This window comes from Pseudomonas sp. SG-MS2 (assembly GCF_009933855.1).
GTDB lineage: Bacteria > Pseudomonadota > Gammaproteobacteria > Pseudomonadales > Pseudomonadaceae > Aquipseudomonas > Aquipseudomonas putida_E.
In genome coordinates this window covers 1-15,370 of record NZ_MOMO01000241.1, presented here as the reverse complement: position 1 = coordinate 15,370, position 15,370 = coordinate 1, and the positions used below count along the sequence as shown (strand labels likewise).

Below are 15,370 nucleotides of genomic sequence, written 5' to 3'. Positions count from 1 at the left end.
GTGGGTGCCTGTACGGGCCCAATCGCCGGTAGCCGGTAATCGGGCCCGTACAGGCTAAACGCGAAACTGCTCCATCAAAGCCTGCTGCTGATTGGCCAGGCGGTTCAGCGCTTGGCTGATGCGCGCCGACTCATCAGCCCGGCCCGATAGCGATTCAGTCACATCGCGGATACCGGCCACGTTACGGTTCACTTCCTCGGCCACCGCGCTCTGTTCTTCAGCCGCCGAAGCGATCTGCAGGTTCATGTCGCTGATCACCGCCACCGCTTCACCGATCCGCTGCAGCGTAGGCAGTGCCTGTTCCATCTGCAAGGCGCTGGCCTGCGCCTGTTTCTGGCCATCATGCATGGCGCCGACCACATCCTGGGTGCCTTGCTGCAGCCCTTCGATGACCTGGCGGATTTCTTCCACCGACACCTGGGTGCGCTGCGCCAGGCTGCGTACCTCGTCGGCCACCACGGCAAAACCCCGCCCGGCCTCGCCAGCGCGGGCCGCTTCGATGGCGGCGTTGAGGGCCAAGAGGTTGGTCTGCTCGGCAATGGCGCGGATCACCTCCAGTACCGAGCCGATCTGCTCGCTGCGCTGTTCCAGTGCGCGGGCCTCGTCCATGGCGGCATCCATCCCGACTGCCAGGTTGTCAATCGCCTGGCGGGTGCTGGCGATCAGTTGCAGGCCTTCGCGGCTCGCCTGGTCGGCGCCACGTGCTGCCTGGGCGGCTTGCGCCGCGTTGTGGGCGACATCCTGGGCAGTTGCGCTCATCTCGTTGGCGGCGGTGGCCACCTGCTCGATCTCGCGCTGTTGCTGCTGCATGCCGCTGCTGGTCTGGCTGGCGATGGCAGCGGACTGATCGGCGGTGCCGCGGGCTTCGAGCAGCGAGCCTTTGACCTGGGCAATCACCGGTTGCAGCTTGTCGAGGAAGCGGTTGAACCAGCCGCTCAACTGGCCCAGCTCGTCCTGGCGCGCGTAGTCCAGGCGCCGGGTCAGGTCGCCCTCACCGCTGGCGATATCCTCGAGGCGTGCGGCTACGGCCAGAATCGGCCGGGTCACGCCACGTGCGGTCAGCCAAACCAGCAGCAGGCCGACGATCGCGGCACCCAGGCCGATCAGCAGGCTGGTCAGATTGGCGCTTTGGTTGTGTTCGCTCAGCCTCTGATTGAGAGCGACGGCGGGTGCTTGAAGCACAGCTTCGGGCAGCTCCAGCAGTACCTGCCAGGGAGCGGCGCCGGGGATCGGGGCGAACGGGCGGCCGACGCGCAACAGGCCCTGCGCCACGTCGTTGTCCAGGAGAGTGCCCAGCTTGCTGGCGTCGCGGCTGTGCCCGGCCAGCAAGCCGGTATTGCTGACGATGCTCACCTGGCCCTGGCCATCGAACAGCTCCTGGCGGCCGTCCAGGCTCAACTGCTGCAGGTTGTCCAGGCCGATGTCCAGGCCCACTACGCCTACTACCTTGCCGCCCTCCAGCAGGGGCAGGGCGATGCTCGTCATCAGTACCTGGCGGCCATTGACCTCGTCGAGGTAGGGCTCGACCACACAGGCCTTGGCCGTTTCCTGCGGGCAGGTCAACCAGCGGTTCTGTGCCGCCCCGTTGGCGCCAACCGTGCTGTCGGCCAGCATCGCTTCAGGCATGGCCTCCCGCTCAAGGTTGCCCGGGCTGGGCTGCGACCAGTACAGCGAAAAGCGCCCGCTGTCGTTGCTGCCGACCGCCTCCTGGGCGACGAACTGGCTGTCCTGGTGGTCCAGGGCGTTGGGCTGGAACACCACATAAAGCCCGATCAGGTCCGGGTTGCCCGCCAGGCTGGTGCGTGCCTGGTGGGTCAGTTCGGCGCGCAGGTCGCTGCCACCGTGGGCTTTGAGTACCTGAACCAGGCGGGTAAAACCGTTGGCGTACTGGTAGGCGTCCATGAAGTAGCGCTGAATGCGCAGGGTCTGGGTTTCGGCGAGGGCCTGCAGGCGCAGGCGCGCGCTGTGGTCGAGCATTTCACTGTTGGCCTGGCTGACCAAGGCTGCACTGCGCTGTGCCTGGGTCAGCGAGGTGGCCACCAGTAGCGCGACGATGGCCAGCAGGCACAGGCCGGCGAGCAAGGTGATCTTCCACTGGATAGAAAGGCGACGCAGCGGCATGAGAGCTTTCCTTTTCGTGCAAGGACAACGCCCGCGTTCAGGCGCGGGCGGTGTAGAGGGCAAGTGTCATTCGGCAACGTAGTTCGGGGGTGCGGCAGTGAAGGCCTTGGTCAGCCAGGCCAGGTATACCAGGCCAAGTAGCGCCCATACCCCGCCGAACATCAGCGAGTGTTCGTTAAGGTCTAGCCACAGCGACACGATGATGCAGAAACCGATGGTCGGCAGTACCAGGTACATGAGCTTGTTCGCCAGCCCTTGGCGATTGCCTTCACGCACATAGCAGTGGTTGATCACCGACAGGTTGACGAAGCTGAACGCCACCAGTGCTCCGAAGTTGATGATCGAGGTGGCGGTAACCAGATCGAAGAAGATTGCCGACAGCGAAATCAGCCCGACCACTGCGATGTTCAGCACCGGTGTTTTATAGCGTGGGTGCAGGCGAGCAAAGATGCCGGCCGGGATCACCTTGTCACGCCCCATCACGTACAACAGGCGCGAGACGCTGGTCTGCGAGGCCAGGCCCGAAGCGATGGTGTTGATCACCGTGCAGGCGATGAAGATCGACTGGAACAGCTTGCCACCCACGTACAGGGCAATTTCCGGCAGGGCCGCTTCCTGGTCATGGAAGCGTGCCATGGTCGGGAAGTAGGCCTGGATAAAGTACGACACGGTAATGAACACCAGGCCGCCGATCAGTGCGGTCAGGAAGATCGCCCGTGGGATGGTCTTGGCCGGGTCGCGAGTTTCCTCGGACAGGCACGTCACGGCGTCGAAGCCCAGGAACGAGAAGCACAGGATGGTCGCACCGGCCGCCAGGGCGCTGAACTGGGTCTGGCTGTCGGCGAACGGCAGCAGGCTCCACGCGGTACCCAGGCCTTCACCCTGGTCCAGGCCACGCACGCACAGGTAGATGAACACGGCGATGATCGCTACCTGCACGGCCACGAACAGCAGGTTGAAGTGTGCCACCAGGTTGACGCTGCGCATGTTGATCAGGCTGATCAGGGTGACGAAGCCTGCTACCCAGATCCACTCCGGCACCTCGGGGAACATGGCCGACAGGTAAAGCTTGGCCAACAAGGCATTGACCATCGGCAGCAGCAGGTAATCGAGCAGCGACGACCAGCCGACCAGAAAGCCCACATGCGGGTTGATGGCGCGTTGTGTGTAGGTGTAGGCCGAACCCGATTGAGGGAAGCGGCGCACCAGGGTGCCGTAGCTCACGGCAGTGAACAGGATGCCGGTCAGCGCCAGGATGTAGGCGCTAGGCACATGCCCTGCGGTAATCCCCGAGACAATGCCGAAAGTGTCGAACACGGTCATCGGCGTCAGGTAAGCCAGGCCGATGATGATCACGTGCCAGAGGCGCAGGGTTTTGCGGAGTTGGCCGTTGCCGGTGGCGCTGTGGTCAGGCTGCATGCTGGCGTGGCTCCTGCGGCTGGGCGTGAACGGCTGGCGGGTTGTATTGCGCATGCGGCAATGGCGAGCGGGTGGGCTCCATGTTGTTCACCTTTATTGTCGGAGCAGAGGTAGGCGCAGGCGATGCGCCGGGGGCGAGCTGGCAGAGCCTGGGCTAGGAAGGTGGGGCGTGCGGGCAGGGGCGGTGAGGCATCATGACGGCGCGTCTGTTCTTCTTCGTGGGTGGCGCTGGGCAAGGCGGTGAAAATAAAAAACGATGGGTAGGTGGCTGTCAAGTTAAACATGACAAGATGTTACTAAATTGAAATATTTATCGATTTATTAGCCGAAATGTTCGGTTTTTGCGCGCTTTTTTGCGGTTTTGATCGATGCGGATGTTCGTAAAATTTAACGAGTGGGAAGTTTCCCACGCTAGCGTCAGGTAGGTCTCGATTGCCCATTTCGTCCGCGTGTCGACCGTCGTCCAAGGGGTGGGAGTGATACTATTCTGCTCCCCCCGCAGCTCATGGCTGCGAACACGCCAATATGGACATCAATCGGTTCTATTCATGAAGAAATCAGTAGGCATCCTTTCCGGCCTGGCCATCGCCATTGCCGTCGTAACCACCGCTGGCGCCTGGTACACCGGCAAGCAGTTGCCTGCGCAGCTGGAGCAAGCCGTCAATCAGGGCAATGCCCAGTTGAAGAAGGCCCTTGTCGGGGTTGGCGGCAGCATGACCATCGAAGTGGCCTCGCTGGAGCAGCACTTCTTCACCAGTACCGCACGCTATCGCCTCAAGGTCCGTGACATTCACCTGTCTGACGGTGAGCCGATCAGTTTCGATGTGGGTGTAACCGATCAGGTCGAGCACGGCCCGTTCCCTTGGTCGCGGGTCAAGGCGTTCAAGCTGATGCCGGTGCTGGCAGCCAGCAACAGTGCGCTGGACAAGGACGACTTCACCGCGCCCTGGTTCGCCGCCGCCGGCGACAAGGTCCCGGTCAGCTCGCAAACCAGCCTGGGCTTTGACGGCAGTGTCGATGGCAGCATCTTCCTGGCGCCGGTTAAGCTGGCCGAAGACAACGGCACTACCCTCGATTTTTCGGGTATGCAGCTGCAGATCAGTGGCGACAGTGAAGGCAAGGCGTCGAAATTCCATGGTGCTGCCGATCGCTTCGAAATGAAGCTGGTCGGGGATGATCACCCGCCGGCCACGTTCGAGCTCAAGGGCCTGAAAATCGGCGGTAACCTGGCCGCTACCCAGCATGACGCGATCTATGTCGGTAACGTCGATGTGCTGCTGGCCGAAGCCAAGGCGACACTGGGGCCCAAGCAACAGGTACTGTTGCTCAAAGGCCTGGAGCAGCACGTCCTGCAAACACTCGATGGCCCCGATACCGTCGGTGGCCGCGTGGATTACAAGGTCGCGGACATCAGCTGGGATGGCCGCGCAGTCGGCAGCGGGCAGATGGCGGTCAGCATCAAGTCGCTCAACGCCCCGGCCTTGCAGTCGCTGTCGCAGTGGTACCAGGCCCATCTGCCGGAGTTCGAGCAGGCCGCCGCTGCAGGCCAGCCGATGCCGCAAATCCAGATGGGTGAACAGGAGAAGGCCAAGTTCCAGGGCGACCTGAAGCAACTGTTGGCATCCAAGCCGCAGGTGGCGGTGGAGAACCTTTCGTTCAAGACGGCCAATGGCGAGAGCCGGTTCAACCTGTCGATGGACTTCGCCAGCCCCACCTCCTTCGACCTGCCGCCTGACCAGTTGAGCAAGCAGCTGATCACTCAGGTGAAGAGCAAGCTGTCGCTGTCCAAACCGATGATGGGTGACCTGGCGACCTTGCAGGCGTTGCTGGAAGGGCAGACCGATGCCCAGGCGATTGCCATGCAATCCAGTCAGGCGGGTGAGATGGTCGGGATGATGGCGCTGCAGAGTGGCATGGCCACCGTGCAGGGCAATGACGTGGTGGCTAGCCTGCACTACGTCGATGGCATGGTCGACTTCAATGGCAAGAAGATGACCGTTGAAGAGTTCGCCATGATCCTCGCGGCGCACTTTGCGGCGATGCAGCCGCAGGGCTGATTGATTGAGCCTGTACCGGCCTCATCGCCGGCAAGCCGGCTTCTGCAGGATGACTACAGCCTCATGGCCTGTGCACACCTGTGGGGGCAACTGTCTTGCCGGCGATGAGGCCAGTACTGGCCACACAAAAACCGCTTTAGAAATCCCTTGATTGTCTGTAGCCTTCGGCGTCCGATAATAATCCGCGCCCGCAGAGGGCCGTGGCGGCTTGCCTGCCGTCCGGCGCCCTTAGCCGATCTGTCAGGGCCGGGTGATACACTCGATTTGACGCGCATGCGCGCCTGCAGGTCCAGCGATCATGACCCAGATATCCGAACGCCTGTTGGTTCAGGCCCACCTCGACGCCAAGCAGCCCAACCCGCTGACAGCCGAGCAGGAGGCCGAATACCGTGCGGCCATTGCTGCCGAGCTCAAGGCGCAGAATGCCGTGCTGGTTGCCCATTACTACTGTGACCCGGTTATCCAGGCGCTTGCCGAAGAGACCGGCGGTTGCGTGTCCGACTCGCTGGAAATGGCCCGTTTCGGCAAGAACCACCCTGCCCAGACGGTAATCGTCGCCGGTGTGCGCTTCATGGGCGAGACCGCGAAGATCCTCACCCCGGAAAAACGCGTGCTGATGCCGACCCTGGAGGCTACCTGCTCGCTCGACCTCGGTTGCCCGGTCGAAGAGTTCTCGGCCTTCTGCGACCAGCACCCCGAGCGTACCGTGGTGGTGTATGCCAATACCTCTGCCGCCGTTAAAGCGCGTGCCGACTGGGTCGTGACCTCGAGCTGCGCGCTGGAGATCGTCGAAAGCCTGATGGACAACGGCGAGACCATCATCTGGGGCCCGGACCAGCACCTGGGCCGTTACATCCAGAAGCAGACCGGTGCCGACATGCTGCTGTGGGACGGTGCCTGCATCGTCCACGAAGAGTTCAAGTCGCGCCAGCTGGCGGACATGAAGGCGCTGTATCCGGATGCGGCGATCCTGGTGCACCCGGAGTCGCCAGAGGCAGTGATCGACCTGGCCGATGCGGTGGGTTCCACCAGCCAACTGATCAAGGCCGCGCAGACACTGCCCAACAAAACCTTCATCGTCGCCACAGACCGCGGCATCTTCTACAAGATGCAGCAGCTGTGCCCGGACAAGGAATTCGTCGAAGCCCCCACCGCCGGTAACGGCGCGGCCTGCCGCAGCTGCGCGCACTGCCCGTGGATGGCCATGAACACCTTGGAGCGGGTGTTGGATTGCTTGCGCAAAGGCAGCAACGAGATTTTCGTTGACCCGGCGCTGGTGCCTAAGGCGATCAAGCCTTTGAACCGCATGCTGGACTTCACCCAGGCTGCTCGGCTCAAGCTGTCGGGTAACGCCTGAGGGCCAATCGCCGGCAAGCCGGCTCCCACAATATCTGCAGCGCTGCAGAACCTGTAGGAGCCGGCTCGCCGGCGATTGGGCCGCAAAGCAGCCCCCTTACCGCCCCATCATCTCCTGCACCATGCGCCGCTGCTCCATGATCTCGCGCTGGCGCTGGTCGATCTGTGACGCCAGCGGGAAGTTGCTACCGGCACGACGCTTGGCGTAATCCAGCTGCTGGATCGCCTGGTCGAAGTCACCCACCAGGGTAAAGTACTCTGCCCGTGCCCGGTGCAGGCCTATGGTGTTGCCCGACAAACCACGCACTTCGGCCATGTCGTACCAAACATCCGGGTCATCCGGGCGGTTCTTGAGCAGGTCGTTCAGTACCTTTTCGGCCTCGGCGGGCTTATTCTGCTTGATCAGCAGGTCGGCACGCACCTGCTTGAGCGGGTAGTTGCCCGGATACAAACCTTGCATGCGCTCCGCCCGCTGCTGCGCATCGGCCAAGCGGTTGTTGGTGATGTCCAGGTCGATCTGCGCCAGGTTGTAGGTGATGTCGTTGGGCGCCTTGGCCAGCAACGGCTTCAGGTTCTCACGCGCTTCGTTGAGCTGGCCGCCTTTGATCTGTGCCAGGGCAAGACCATAGCGGGCGGCGTCCAGCTTGGGGTCTTCGTCCAGCTGCGCACGGAAGCGTTTGGCCGCAAGGCCCGGCGTGCCTTCGTAGATGAGGGCCACGCGGGCGCGGATCAATTGATAACGCTGGCTGTCCTCGACGCCGCCCGGGGGGGCCTGTTCGGCCCGGTTGCGGGTGTCGGCGATACGCGATTCGGTCACCGGGTGAGTCAGCAGGAATTCTGGTGGTTTGGCGTCGTAGCGGTATTGGCGCGCCAGGCGCTCGAACATGGTCGGCATGTTGCGCGGGTCGTACCCGGCCTTTTCCAGGTTCTGGATACCGACGCGGTCGGCTTCCTGCTCGTTCTGCCGCGAGAAGCGCCGCTGCTCCTGGATCGCCGCCGCCTGGGTGCCGGCGATCATGCCGATGCCGGCATCGCCGGCGCCTCCTGCCGCCAGTACGATACCGGCCAGCAGCGCCGCCATCATTGGCAGTTGCATGCGTTGCTGGGCCTCGACGCCGCGGGCGAAGTGGCGCTGCGACAAGTGCGCCAGTTCGTGGGCCAGTACCGAGGCGTATTCGCCTTCGGTCTGGGCGTTGAGGAACAGGCCGCCGTTGACGCCGACGATGCCGCCGGGGGCGGCGAAGGCGTTCAGCTCACGGCTGTCGATGAGGATGAATTCCAGGCGCCGGTCCTGCAGCTGGCTGGTTTCGGCCAGGCGGTACACGGTGGTTTCGACGTAGTCCTTGAGCTGCGGGTCGTTCAGCTGGTTGACCTGGCCGCGTAGCAGGCTGAGCCAGGCGCGCCCGAGCTGGTGCTCCTGCTGCGGCGAGACGATCGCGGAACTGGCGTCGCCCAGTGAAGGCAGGTCGCTAGCATGGCCGGGAAGGGCCATCAGGCAGGCCAGCGTCAACAGGGTAGGGCGCAGTAGATTCATGCACGAAGCTCGCGTCGGGTCAAAGCCCCTACTGTAGCCCGCTCACACGTTGGCGACCAGTGGCGGTATGCTAGCCAGCCTGTTACCAAAGACGTCTGTCCCACGTTTGGAGACCCCTGATGACTAGCACCCCGACCTGCGACGCCGAACTCGACGCCAGCGGGCTGAACTGCCCCCTGCCTCTGCTCAAGGCGAAGATGGAGCTCAACCGTCTGGCCAGTGGCGCGGTGCTGAAGGTGATTGCGACCGACGCAGGCTCACAGCGCGACTTCCGCACTTTTGCCCAGCTGGCCGGTCATACGCTGCTGCATGAAATGGCCGAGGCCGGCACCTATACCTACTGGCTGCGCAAGGCCTGAGCCCCAATCAAGGATCGTCAATGTTCAAAGTGCTTCGCGACTGGATAGAGCGCTACTTCTCCGATGAGGAAGCGGTGGTGCTGGCGGTCCTGCTGTTTCTGGCCTTTACCGCGGTCCTTACCTTGGGCGGCATGCTCGCGCCGGTGCTGGCGGGCATGGTGCTGGCTTTTCTGATGCAGGGGCTGGTCAATGCCCTGGAGCGCCTTCGGGTGCCGACGCGGCTGGCGGTGATGGTGGTGTTCGCCCTGTTCATGGGCGCGCTGGCGGTGTTCCTGCTGGTGCTGGTGCCGTTGCTGTGGCACCAGTTGATCACCTTGTTCAACGAGTTGCCGGGCATGCTCGGCAAATGGCAGTCGCTGCTGTTGCTGCTGCCCGAGCGCTACCCGCATCTGGTATCTGATGAGCAGGTGCTGCATGCCATCGAGTCGGTGCGCGGCGAGATCGGCAAGTTCGGCCAATGGGCACTGACCTTCTCGCTGTCGAGCCTGCCGCTGCTGGTCAGTGCCATGATCTACCTGGTGCTGGTGCCGATTTTGGTGTTCTTCTTTCTCAAGGACCGTGAGCAGATCGGCCGTTGGGTCAGTGGCTACCTGCCGCGCCAGCGGACCTTGCTGAACCGGGTAGGCACTGAGATGAACCGGCAGATCGCCAACTACATCCGCGGCAAGGGCATCGAGATCCTGATCTGCGGTATTGCCACGTACATCGCGTTCATCAGCCTGGGGCTCAATTACGCCGCGCTGCTGGCGCTGCTGGTAGGCCTGTCGGTGGTGGTGCCGTATGTAGGGGCGGTGGTGGTGACTGTGCCGGTGACGCTGATCGCGCTGTTCCAATGGGGCTGGGGTGATCAGTTCATCTACCTGATGACGGTGTACGCCATCATTCAGGCGCTCGATGGCAACGTGCTGGTGCCGCTGCTGTTCTCAGAGGCGGTGAGCCTGCACCCGGTGGCGATCATCTGCGCGGTGTTGTTGTTTGGCGGGTTGTGGGGCTTTTGGGGGATCTTCTTCGCAATCCCGCTGGCGACGCTGATCAAGGCAGTGCTCGATGCCTGGCCGCGGCAGGAACCTGCTGTGGCGCCGATGTTGTGATGCATGGGGCCGCTTTGCGGCCCTTTCGCGACACAAGGCCGCTCCTACAGACGAACGCAAATCCCCTGCAGGAGCGGCCTTGTGCCGCGAAAGGGCTGCGCAGCAGCCCCAGTCAATCTCAAGCCTTGTTCAGCGCCTGGGCCGCCGCGAGTACGGCATCCACATGGCCCGGCACCTTCACGCCACGCCATTCCTGGCGCAGCACACCGTCCTTGTCGATCAGGAAGGTGCTGCGGTCCACGCCCATGTACTCCTTGCCATACAGCTTCTTCAGCTTGATCACATCGAACAGCTGGCACAGGGCCTCGTCCTTGTCGCTGATCAGCTCGAACGGAAAGCCCTGCTTGGCCTTGAAGTTCTCATGCGACTTGATGCCGTCGCGCGACACACCGAACACCACGGTGTTGGCCGCTTCGAACGCTGCATGCTGGTCGCGGAAGCCCTGGCCTTCGGTGGTGCAGCCTGGGGTGCTGTCCTTGGGGTAGAAGTACACCACTACCTGACGGCCCTTGAGCTCGGCCAGGCTGACGGTCTGGCCGCCGGTGGCCTGGGCCTGGAAATCGGCGACGGGTTGGTCGAGTGCTACTGCCATGGATGCATTCCTTAAACGGGGTTCTGTGGGCGCCAAGGCTCGATCAGCGCGTCCAGGTTGAGGGCGTCGGCAAAGTCGAGGAACTGGTCGCGCAGCCAGCTGATCTGGGTGCCGGCCGGCAGGATCACGGTGAACTGGGCGTTGAGCATGCTGCTGCCGGTCTGCGGTGCCAGGTAGGTGTCGCAGGTCATGGCTTCGAGCTCGACACGGTGGTCGAGGAAGAACTGGCACAGCTCGTTGATGATGTCCGGGCGGTAGGCCGCACTGACATAGGCCACATAAGGCAGGGCCTGCGGGCGCACTTCCTGGTCGGCGCTGCGCACCACGTCGAGGGTCAGGCCGTGCTTCTTGCCCAGGCCGGGGAGGGTGGACTCCAGGCGCGCCAGGGCGTCCCAGCTGCCACCGACCTGCAATACCAGGGCGCTGGTCTCGCCATGGCGGCTCAGGCGCGAGGTGACGACCGCGCAGCGGTTCTCGAAGGCAGCGCGGCTGAGGACGTTGGCCAGCTCCATGGGGTTGGGGCCCAGGGCACTGATGACAAGGAATTGTTCGCGGACGGTGGGGGTGGACATGCAGCATTCCTAAAGCGATGAGCGGTCGGCACAGGACGGGCGAAAGCCTCCTGTCGGCAGGGCCCGGGGCTCGCATGCGAGGACGTGGACGCTGGCCGGGGAGCAAGGTCGACGGCCCGGCGGGCCGCGCTGCACCGATCAAAGGATCAAGGGTAGCGAAATAAGGCGCCGAGGGGAATGCTCCACCCGCCTGCTTCGCTTGTGCAAGGCCGATGCCCCCAGTACCATTACCGCTCTCTTTTTCCGGCAGGAGCAGTTACATGATTGCGGGCAGTATGGTGGCATTGGTCACACCCATGGATGCACAAGGGCGTCTTGATTGGGGCAGCCTCGGCAAACTTGTAGACTTCCACCTGGAAAACGGCACCCATGCGATCGTCGCCGTCGGCACCACCGGCGAGTCGGCCACCCTGAGCGTCGAAGAACACATCGAGGTCATCGAATTCGTGGTCAAGCGGGTCGCTGGCCGCATTCCGGTCATCGCCGGCACCGGTGCCAACTCCACGTCCGAAGCCGTGCACCTGACCCAGAACGCCAAGGACGCCGGCGCCGACGCCTGCCTGCTGGTGGTGCCGTACTACAACAAGCCGACCCAGGAAGGCCTGTACCTGCACTTCAAGCACATCGCCGAAGCCGTCGACATCCCGCAGATCCTCTACAACGTACCCGGCCGCACCTCCTGCGACATGCAGGCCGAGACCGTGATCCGCCTGTCTACCGTGCCCAACATCATCGGCATCAAGGAAGCCACCGGCGACCTGGCCCGTGCCAAGGCCATCCTCGATGGCGTCAGCAAGGACTTCATCGTCATGTCCGGCGACGACCCGACTGCCGTCGAGCTGATCCTGCTGGGTGGCAAAGGCAACATTTCGGTCACCGCCAACGTCGCCCCGCGCGAAATGGCCGACCTGTGCGAGGCCGCCCTTGAGGGCAACGCCGAGAAGGCCCGCGCAATCAACGAAAAACTCATGCCGCTGCACAAAGACCTGTTCTGCGAAGCCAACCCGATTCCGGTGAAATACGCGCTCGTCGAAATGGGCCTGATGCAAAAAGGCATTCGCCTGCCACTGACCTGGCTGAGCGAAGGCTGTCACGAAAAAGTCCGTACTGCCTTGCGCCAGTCCGGCGTACTGGTTTAATCGAGGAAGTACACCGCATGAAGCGACTGGCTGGTCTTTCCGCGCTCGCCCTGATCATTTCCAGCACCAGTGGGTGTGGCTGGCTGTGGGGCGAGGATGGCTATTTCCGCGACCGCGGCAGCGATTACCTGCAGGCGCACCCGACTGCACCGATGCAGCTCCCGCAGGACGCCAGCAACGTCAAGCGCCTTGACCCGCTGCTGCCGATCCCGCGCAACGTCGCCGACGATACCGCCAAGGGCGAGTTCGAAGTGCCGCGTCCGCAACCGCTGTCGGCTGGCGCCGACGTCAGCGATTTCAGCCTGCAGCGCAGCGGCAGCAGCCGTTGGGTGCTGGCCCAGCGTTCGCCGGCCGAAGTCTGGCCGGTAGCGCATCAGTTCTTCGAAGACAACGGCTTCCGTATTGCCGAAGAGCGCCCGCAGACGGGCGAGTTCACCACCACCTGGCAGCGTTTTGACGAGCTGTCGGCATCGCTCGGCCAGCGCCTGGCGAGCACCGCCAGCAATGGTGACAGCGAAGTGCGCGTGCGTGTGCGCATGGAGCCTGGCGTACAACGCAACACCTCCGAGGTGTATGTGGTCAGTGTCGAGCGCCCGGCTGGCAGCACCGCCGAGCCTGCGTTCCCGTCCGCGTCCAGCAACACGGCCGCCGATGCGCTGCTGGTCGACGAAATGCTCGCCAGCATGAACCGCAGCGCCGAGAAGGGCGGTTCGGTGTCCTTGCTGGCTGCGCGCGACTTCGATGCGCCGAGCCGCGTCAGCCTGAGCGAAGACGGCAGCGGTAACCCCGTGCTGTTCCTCGGCGCCGACCTGGACCGTGCCTGGTCCGGCGTGGGCCGTGCCCTGGAGCAGGGTGGCGAATGGCGTGTGGAAGACATCAACCGCAGCCTGGGCCTGTACTACATCAACCTGTCTGAGAAGCCTGACGACAAGCAGAACCAGCCTGGCTTCTTCAGCCGCATGTTTGGCAGCGAGCCAACCAAGGAAGAGCTTGAAGCCCGCGCCGAGCGTTACCAGGTGCGCCTGAGCAAGGTTGGCGAAAGCGTGCAGGTTACCGTCGAGAAGAACATCAACACCGTGGCCCCGGCCGATGTCGCTCGCCGCGTGCTGAGCGCCATTCAGGACCACCTGGGTTAAGTGCGCTTCGCGGTACTGGGAAGCGGCAGCCAGGGAAATGGCACGCTGATCGCCAGTGGTGACACGTTCATCCTGGTCGATTGCGGTTTTTCCCTGCGTGAAACCGAGCGGCGCCTGGCGCTGCTCGGGGTGCAGGCTGCACAACTGAGCGCCGTGCTGGTGACCCACGAACATGCCGACCATGTGCATGGGGTGGGGTTGCTGTCGCGGCGCTACAATGTACCGGTCTACCTCAGCCAAGGCACATTGCGCGGCATGCGCAAGCCGGTGGAGGCGGCCGGTTTTCTTGCCTGTGGCGACAGCCTGAGTATCGGCTGCCTGCAAGTGAGTGCGGCGCGGGTCGAGCACGACGCCTACGAGCCGCTGCAGTACGTCATCAGCGACGGTCGCCGGCGCTTTGGCATGCTCACTGACCTGGGTTCGTACGACGCGCTGTTGCTTGAGCGCTATCAGGGCCTGGATGCACTGCTGATCGAGGCCAATCATTGCCGCGACATGCTGGCCCGCGGGCACTACCCGTACTTCCTCAAGCAGCGGGTCGGCGGCATGCAAGGACATTTGAACAACCACCAGGCCGCGCGCCTGGTGGACGAGTTGGGGTGGAGCAACCTGCAGCACCTGGTGCTGGCCCACCTCAGCAGCAAGAACAACCTGCCACATCTGGCCCGCCAGTGCTTCGTCGACACCCTTGGGTGCGACCCGGACTGGCTCCAGGTGGCGAATCAGGAACACGGGCTCGACTGGCGCGAAATCGCCTAGCCCAACCACTCAAGCAAGCGGAGCCCAATCATGGAAAAACGCGAAGAACTCTACCGCGGCAAGGCCAAATCGGTTTACAAGACCGACGACGCCGACCGCTTGATCCTGCTGTTCCGTAACGACACCTCGGCGTTCGACGGCAAGCGCATCGAACAACTGGACCGCAAAGGCATGGTGAACAACAAGTTCAATGCCTTCATCATGCAGAAGCTCGAAGAAGCCGGCGTGCCGACCCAGTTCGACAAGCTGCTGGGCGACAACGAGTGCCTGGTCAAGAAGCTGGAGATGATCCCGGTCGAGTGCGTAGTGCGTAACTATGCCGCCGGCAGCCTGGTCAAGCGCCTGGGCGTGGAGGAGGGCATCAAGCTCGAGCCGTCCACCTTCGAACTGTTCCTGAAGAACGACGAGAAGGGCGACCCGTTCATCAACGAATCCCACGTTGTCGCTTTCGGCTGGGGCACCGCCGAGCAGTTGGCAGAGATGAAGAAGCTGTCGCTGAAGGTCAACGAAGTGCTGAACAAGCTGTTCGATGACGCCGGCCTGCTGCTGGTCGACTTCAAGCTGGAGTTCGGTGTATTCCACGGCCAGATCGTCCTGGGTGACGAGTTCAGCCCGGACGGCTGCCGCCTGTGGGACAAAGAAACCCGCAAGAAGATGGACAAGGACCGCTTCCGCCAGGGCCTGGGCGATGTGATCGAAGCCTACGAAGAAGTTGCCAAGCGCCTGGGCGTGCCGCTGTAAGCGGCGCATTCACGCAAGCGCCTGATACCACGCGGTTTTTTTGAAAATAAAGGTTTGCGTTTTCAGAATTCGCTGGTATGATGCGCGGCATTGGAGAGATGCCGGAGTGGTCGAACGGGACGGATTCGAAATCCGTTGTACTGGCAACAGTACCTAGGGTTCAAATCCCTATCTCTCCGCCATACATGTGGTAGATAAAGCCCCTGAAAACGATAAGTTTTCAGGGGCTTTTTCGTTGTGCCCGAGTTAAACCTCAAAGCATCGCCGTGCGCATGGCCGGGCCCTTTCGCCGCTAGCGACGGGGCCTGCCGGATCGGATCAGAGCGCCAGGCCGACCTTTGCGGCACTCCCGGATTTTTCGTAGCTCGGCCCTAGTGCACGGTCTGTGGCTCCGTGGGCGAATCCGCTTGCCTGTGCAGCTGCATCAGCGCTGATTCCAGCAGCGCATGCGCAACTTCCATTTCATGGATGACCGCCCTCATCACGATCGAGTT

At 63.0% G+C, this 15,370-nt stretch carries 13 protein-coding genes, 1 tRNA gene and 1 pseudogene; 9 read left to right on the top strand and 6 right to left on the bottom strand.

Annotation, left to right across the window (positions count from 1 at the left end; translation table 11 throughout):
• Nucleotides 1-54: 54 nt before the first annotated feature.
• The 3 genes and pseudogenes from BLX42_RS27320 to BLX42_RS22275 form a co-directional block, all read right to left on the bottom strand.
• Nucleotides 55-810 (bottom strand): methyl-accepting chemotaxis protein, encoded by a 756-nt coding sequence (locus BLX42_RS27320; protein WP_371316862.1) that lies wholly within the window; start codon nt 808-810, stop codon nt 55-57.
• A gap of 102 nt (nt 811-912) precedes the next feature.
• A pseudogene (locus BLX42_RS27315) lies at nt 913-1,902 on the bottom strand (HAMP domain-containing protein); the annotation flags it as partial.
• Nucleotides 1,903-2,187: 285 nt separating this feature from the next.
• Nucleotides 2,188-3,540, bottom strand: coding sequence for an APC family permease (locus tag BLX42_RS22275; protein ID WP_046787983.1), 1,353 nt, complete (start codon nt 3,538-3,540; stop codon nt 2,188-2,190).
• A gap of 548 nt (nt 3,541-4,088) precedes the next feature.
• Here BLX42_RS22275 and BLX42_RS22270 point away from each other — a divergent pair.
• Together BLX42_RS22270 and nadA are read left to right on the top strand one after the other, a co-directional pair.
• Nucleotides 4,089-5,597, top strand: coding sequence for a YdgA family protein (locus tag BLX42_RS22270; RefSeq protein ID WP_161872648.1), 1,509 nt, complete (start codon nt 4,089-4,091; stop codon nt 5,595-5,597).
• 298 nt (nt 5,598-5,895) lie between these two features.
• On the top strand, nt 5,896-6,954 hold the full coding sequence (nadA, locus tag BLX42_RS22265; protein ID WP_012315803.1) for a quinolinate synthase NadA: 1,059 nt from the start codon (nt 5,896-5,898) through the stop codon (nt 6,952-6,954).
• Between the two features lie 96 nt (nt 6,955-7,050).
• On the opposite strand, the gene BLX42_RS22260 is transcribed toward nadA, so the two are convergent.
• A complete protein-coding gene (locus tag BLX42_RS22260) occupies nt 7,051-8,487 on the bottom strand; it encodes a M48 family metalloprotease (RefSeq protein WP_012315802.1) in 1,437 nt (478 codons plus the stop codon).
• Between the two features lie 119 nt (nt 8,488-8,606).
• Here BLX42_RS22260 and BLX42_RS22255 point away from each other — a divergent pair, with 119 nt between their 5' ends.
• Both BLX42_RS22255 and BLX42_RS22250 read left to right on the top strand, forming a co-directional pair.
• On the top strand, nt 8,607-8,846 hold the full coding sequence (locus BLX42_RS22255; RefSeq protein WP_012315801.1) for a sulfurtransferase TusA family protein: 240 nt from the start codon (nt 8,607-8,609) through the stop codon (nt 8,844-8,846).
• Between the two features lie 20 nt (nt 8,847-8,866).
• The gene (locus BLX42_RS22250) at nt 8,867-9,937 is read left to right on the top strand and encodes an AI-2E family transporter (RefSeq protein ID WP_046787985.1); all 1,071 of its coding nucleotides are present in this window, start codon (nt 8,867-8,869) and stop codon (nt 9,935-9,937) included.
• Nucleotides 9,938-10,055: 118 nt separating this feature from the next.
• On the opposite strand, the gene BLX42_RS22245 is transcribed toward BLX42_RS22250, so the two are convergent.
• Both BLX42_RS22245 and BLX42_RS22240 read right to left on the bottom strand, forming a co-directional pair.
• Nucleotides 10,056-10,529 carry a peroxiredoxin gene (locus tag BLX42_RS22245; protein ID WP_039605383.1) on the bottom strand — a complete coding sequence of 158 codons (474 nt, stop codon included), beginning with the start codon at nt 10,527-10,529 and terminating at the stop codon, nt 10,056-10,058.
• An 11-nt stretch (nt 10,530-10,540) separates the two neighbouring features.
• Complete coding sequence (locus BLX42_RS22240; RefSeq protein WP_008097509.1) at nt 10,541-11,101, bottom strand: glycine cleavage system protein R; 561 nt, start codon at nt 11,099-11,101, stop codon at nt 10,541-10,543.
• 260 nt (nt 11,102-11,361) lie between these two features.
• On the opposite strand from BLX42_RS22240, the gene dapA reads away from it, so the two are divergent.
• The 5 genes from dapA (at nt 11,362) to BLX42_RS22215 (ending at nt 15,058) form a co-directional block, all read left to right on the top strand.
• Nucleotides 11,362-12,240 carry a 4-hydroxy-tetrahydrodipicolinate synthase gene (gene dapA, locus BLX42_RS22235; protein WP_012315797.1) on the top strand — a complete coding sequence of 293 codons (879 nt, stop codon included), beginning with the start codon at nt 11,362-11,364 and terminating at the stop codon, nt 12,238-12,240.
• A 17-nt stretch (nt 12,241-12,257) separates the two neighbouring features.
• A complete protein-coding gene (gene bamC / locus BLX42_RS22230) occupies nt 12,258-13,376 on the top strand; it encodes an outer membrane protein assembly factor BamC (RefSeq protein ID WP_046787987.1) in 1,119 nt (372 codons plus the stop codon).
• Nucleotides 13,377-14,135 carry an MBL fold metallo-hydrolase gene (locus tag BLX42_RS22225; RefSeq protein WP_161872647.1) on the top strand — a complete coding sequence of 253 codons (759 nt, stop codon included), beginning with the start codon at nt 13,377-13,379 and terminating at the stop codon, nt 14,133-14,135.
• 30 nt (nt 14,136-14,165) lie between these two features.
• Nucleotides 14,166-14,876: a phosphoribosylaminoimidazolesuccinocarboxamide synthase gene (gene purC, locus BLX42_RS22220; RefSeq protein WP_161872646.1), complete on the top strand. Its 711-nt coding sequence runs from the start codon at nt 14,166-14,168 to the stop codon at nt 14,874-14,876.
• A gap of 92 nt (nt 14,877-14,968) precedes the next feature.
• Nucleotides 14,969-15,058, top strand: a tRNA-Ser gene (locus tag BLX42_RS22215).
• Nucleotides 15,059-15,370: the final 312 nt, after the last annotated feature.

Bases quoted from the DNA above. Each gene is read 5' to 3' on its own strand.
- BLX42_RS27320 (WP_371316862.1), bottom strand. From the start codon at position 810: ATGCAGCAGCAACAGCGCGAGATCGAGCAGGTGGCCACCGCCGCCAAC.
- BLX42_RS22275 (WP_046787983.1), bottom strand. From the start codon at position 3,540: ATGCAGCCTGACCACAGCGCCACCGGCAACGGCCAACTCCGCAAAACC.
- BLX42_RS22270 (WP_161872648.1), top strand. From the start codon at position 4,089: ATGAAGAAATCAGTAGGCATCCTTTCCGGCCTGGCCATCGCCATTGCC.
- nadA (WP_012315803.1), top strand. From the start codon at position 5,896: ATGACCCAGATATCCGAACGCCTGTTGGTTCAGGCCCACCTCGACGCC.
- BLX42_RS22260 (WP_012315802.1), bottom strand. From the start codon at position 8,487: ATGAATCTACTGCGCCCTACCCTGTTGACGCTGGCCTGCCTGATGGCC.
- BLX42_RS22255 (WP_012315801.1), top strand. From the start codon at position 8,607: ATGACTAGCACCCCGACCTGCGACGCCGAACTCGACGCCAGCGGGCTG.
- BLX42_RS22250 (WP_046787985.1), top strand. From the start codon at position 8,867: ATGTTCAAAGTGCTTCGCGACTGGATAGAGCGCTACTTCTCCGATGAG.
- BLX42_RS22245 (WP_039605383.1), bottom strand. From the start codon at position 10,529: ATGGCAGTAGCACTCGACCAACCCGTCGCCGATTTCCAGGCCCAGGCC.
- BLX42_RS22240 (WP_008097509.1), bottom strand. From the start codon at position 11,101: ATGTCCACCCCCACCGTCCGCGAACAATTCCTTGTCATCAGTGCCCTG.
- dapA (WP_012315797.1), top strand. From the start codon at position 11,362: ATGATTGCGGGCAGTATGGTGGCATTGGTCACACCCATGGATGCACAA.
- bamC (WP_046787987.1), top strand. From the start codon at position 12,258: ATGAAGCGACTGGCTGGTCTTTCCGCGCTCGCCCTGATCATTTCCAGC.
- purC (WP_161872646.1), top strand. From the start codon at position 14,166: ATGGAAAAACGCGAAGAACTCTACCGCGGCAAGGCCAAATCGGTTTAC.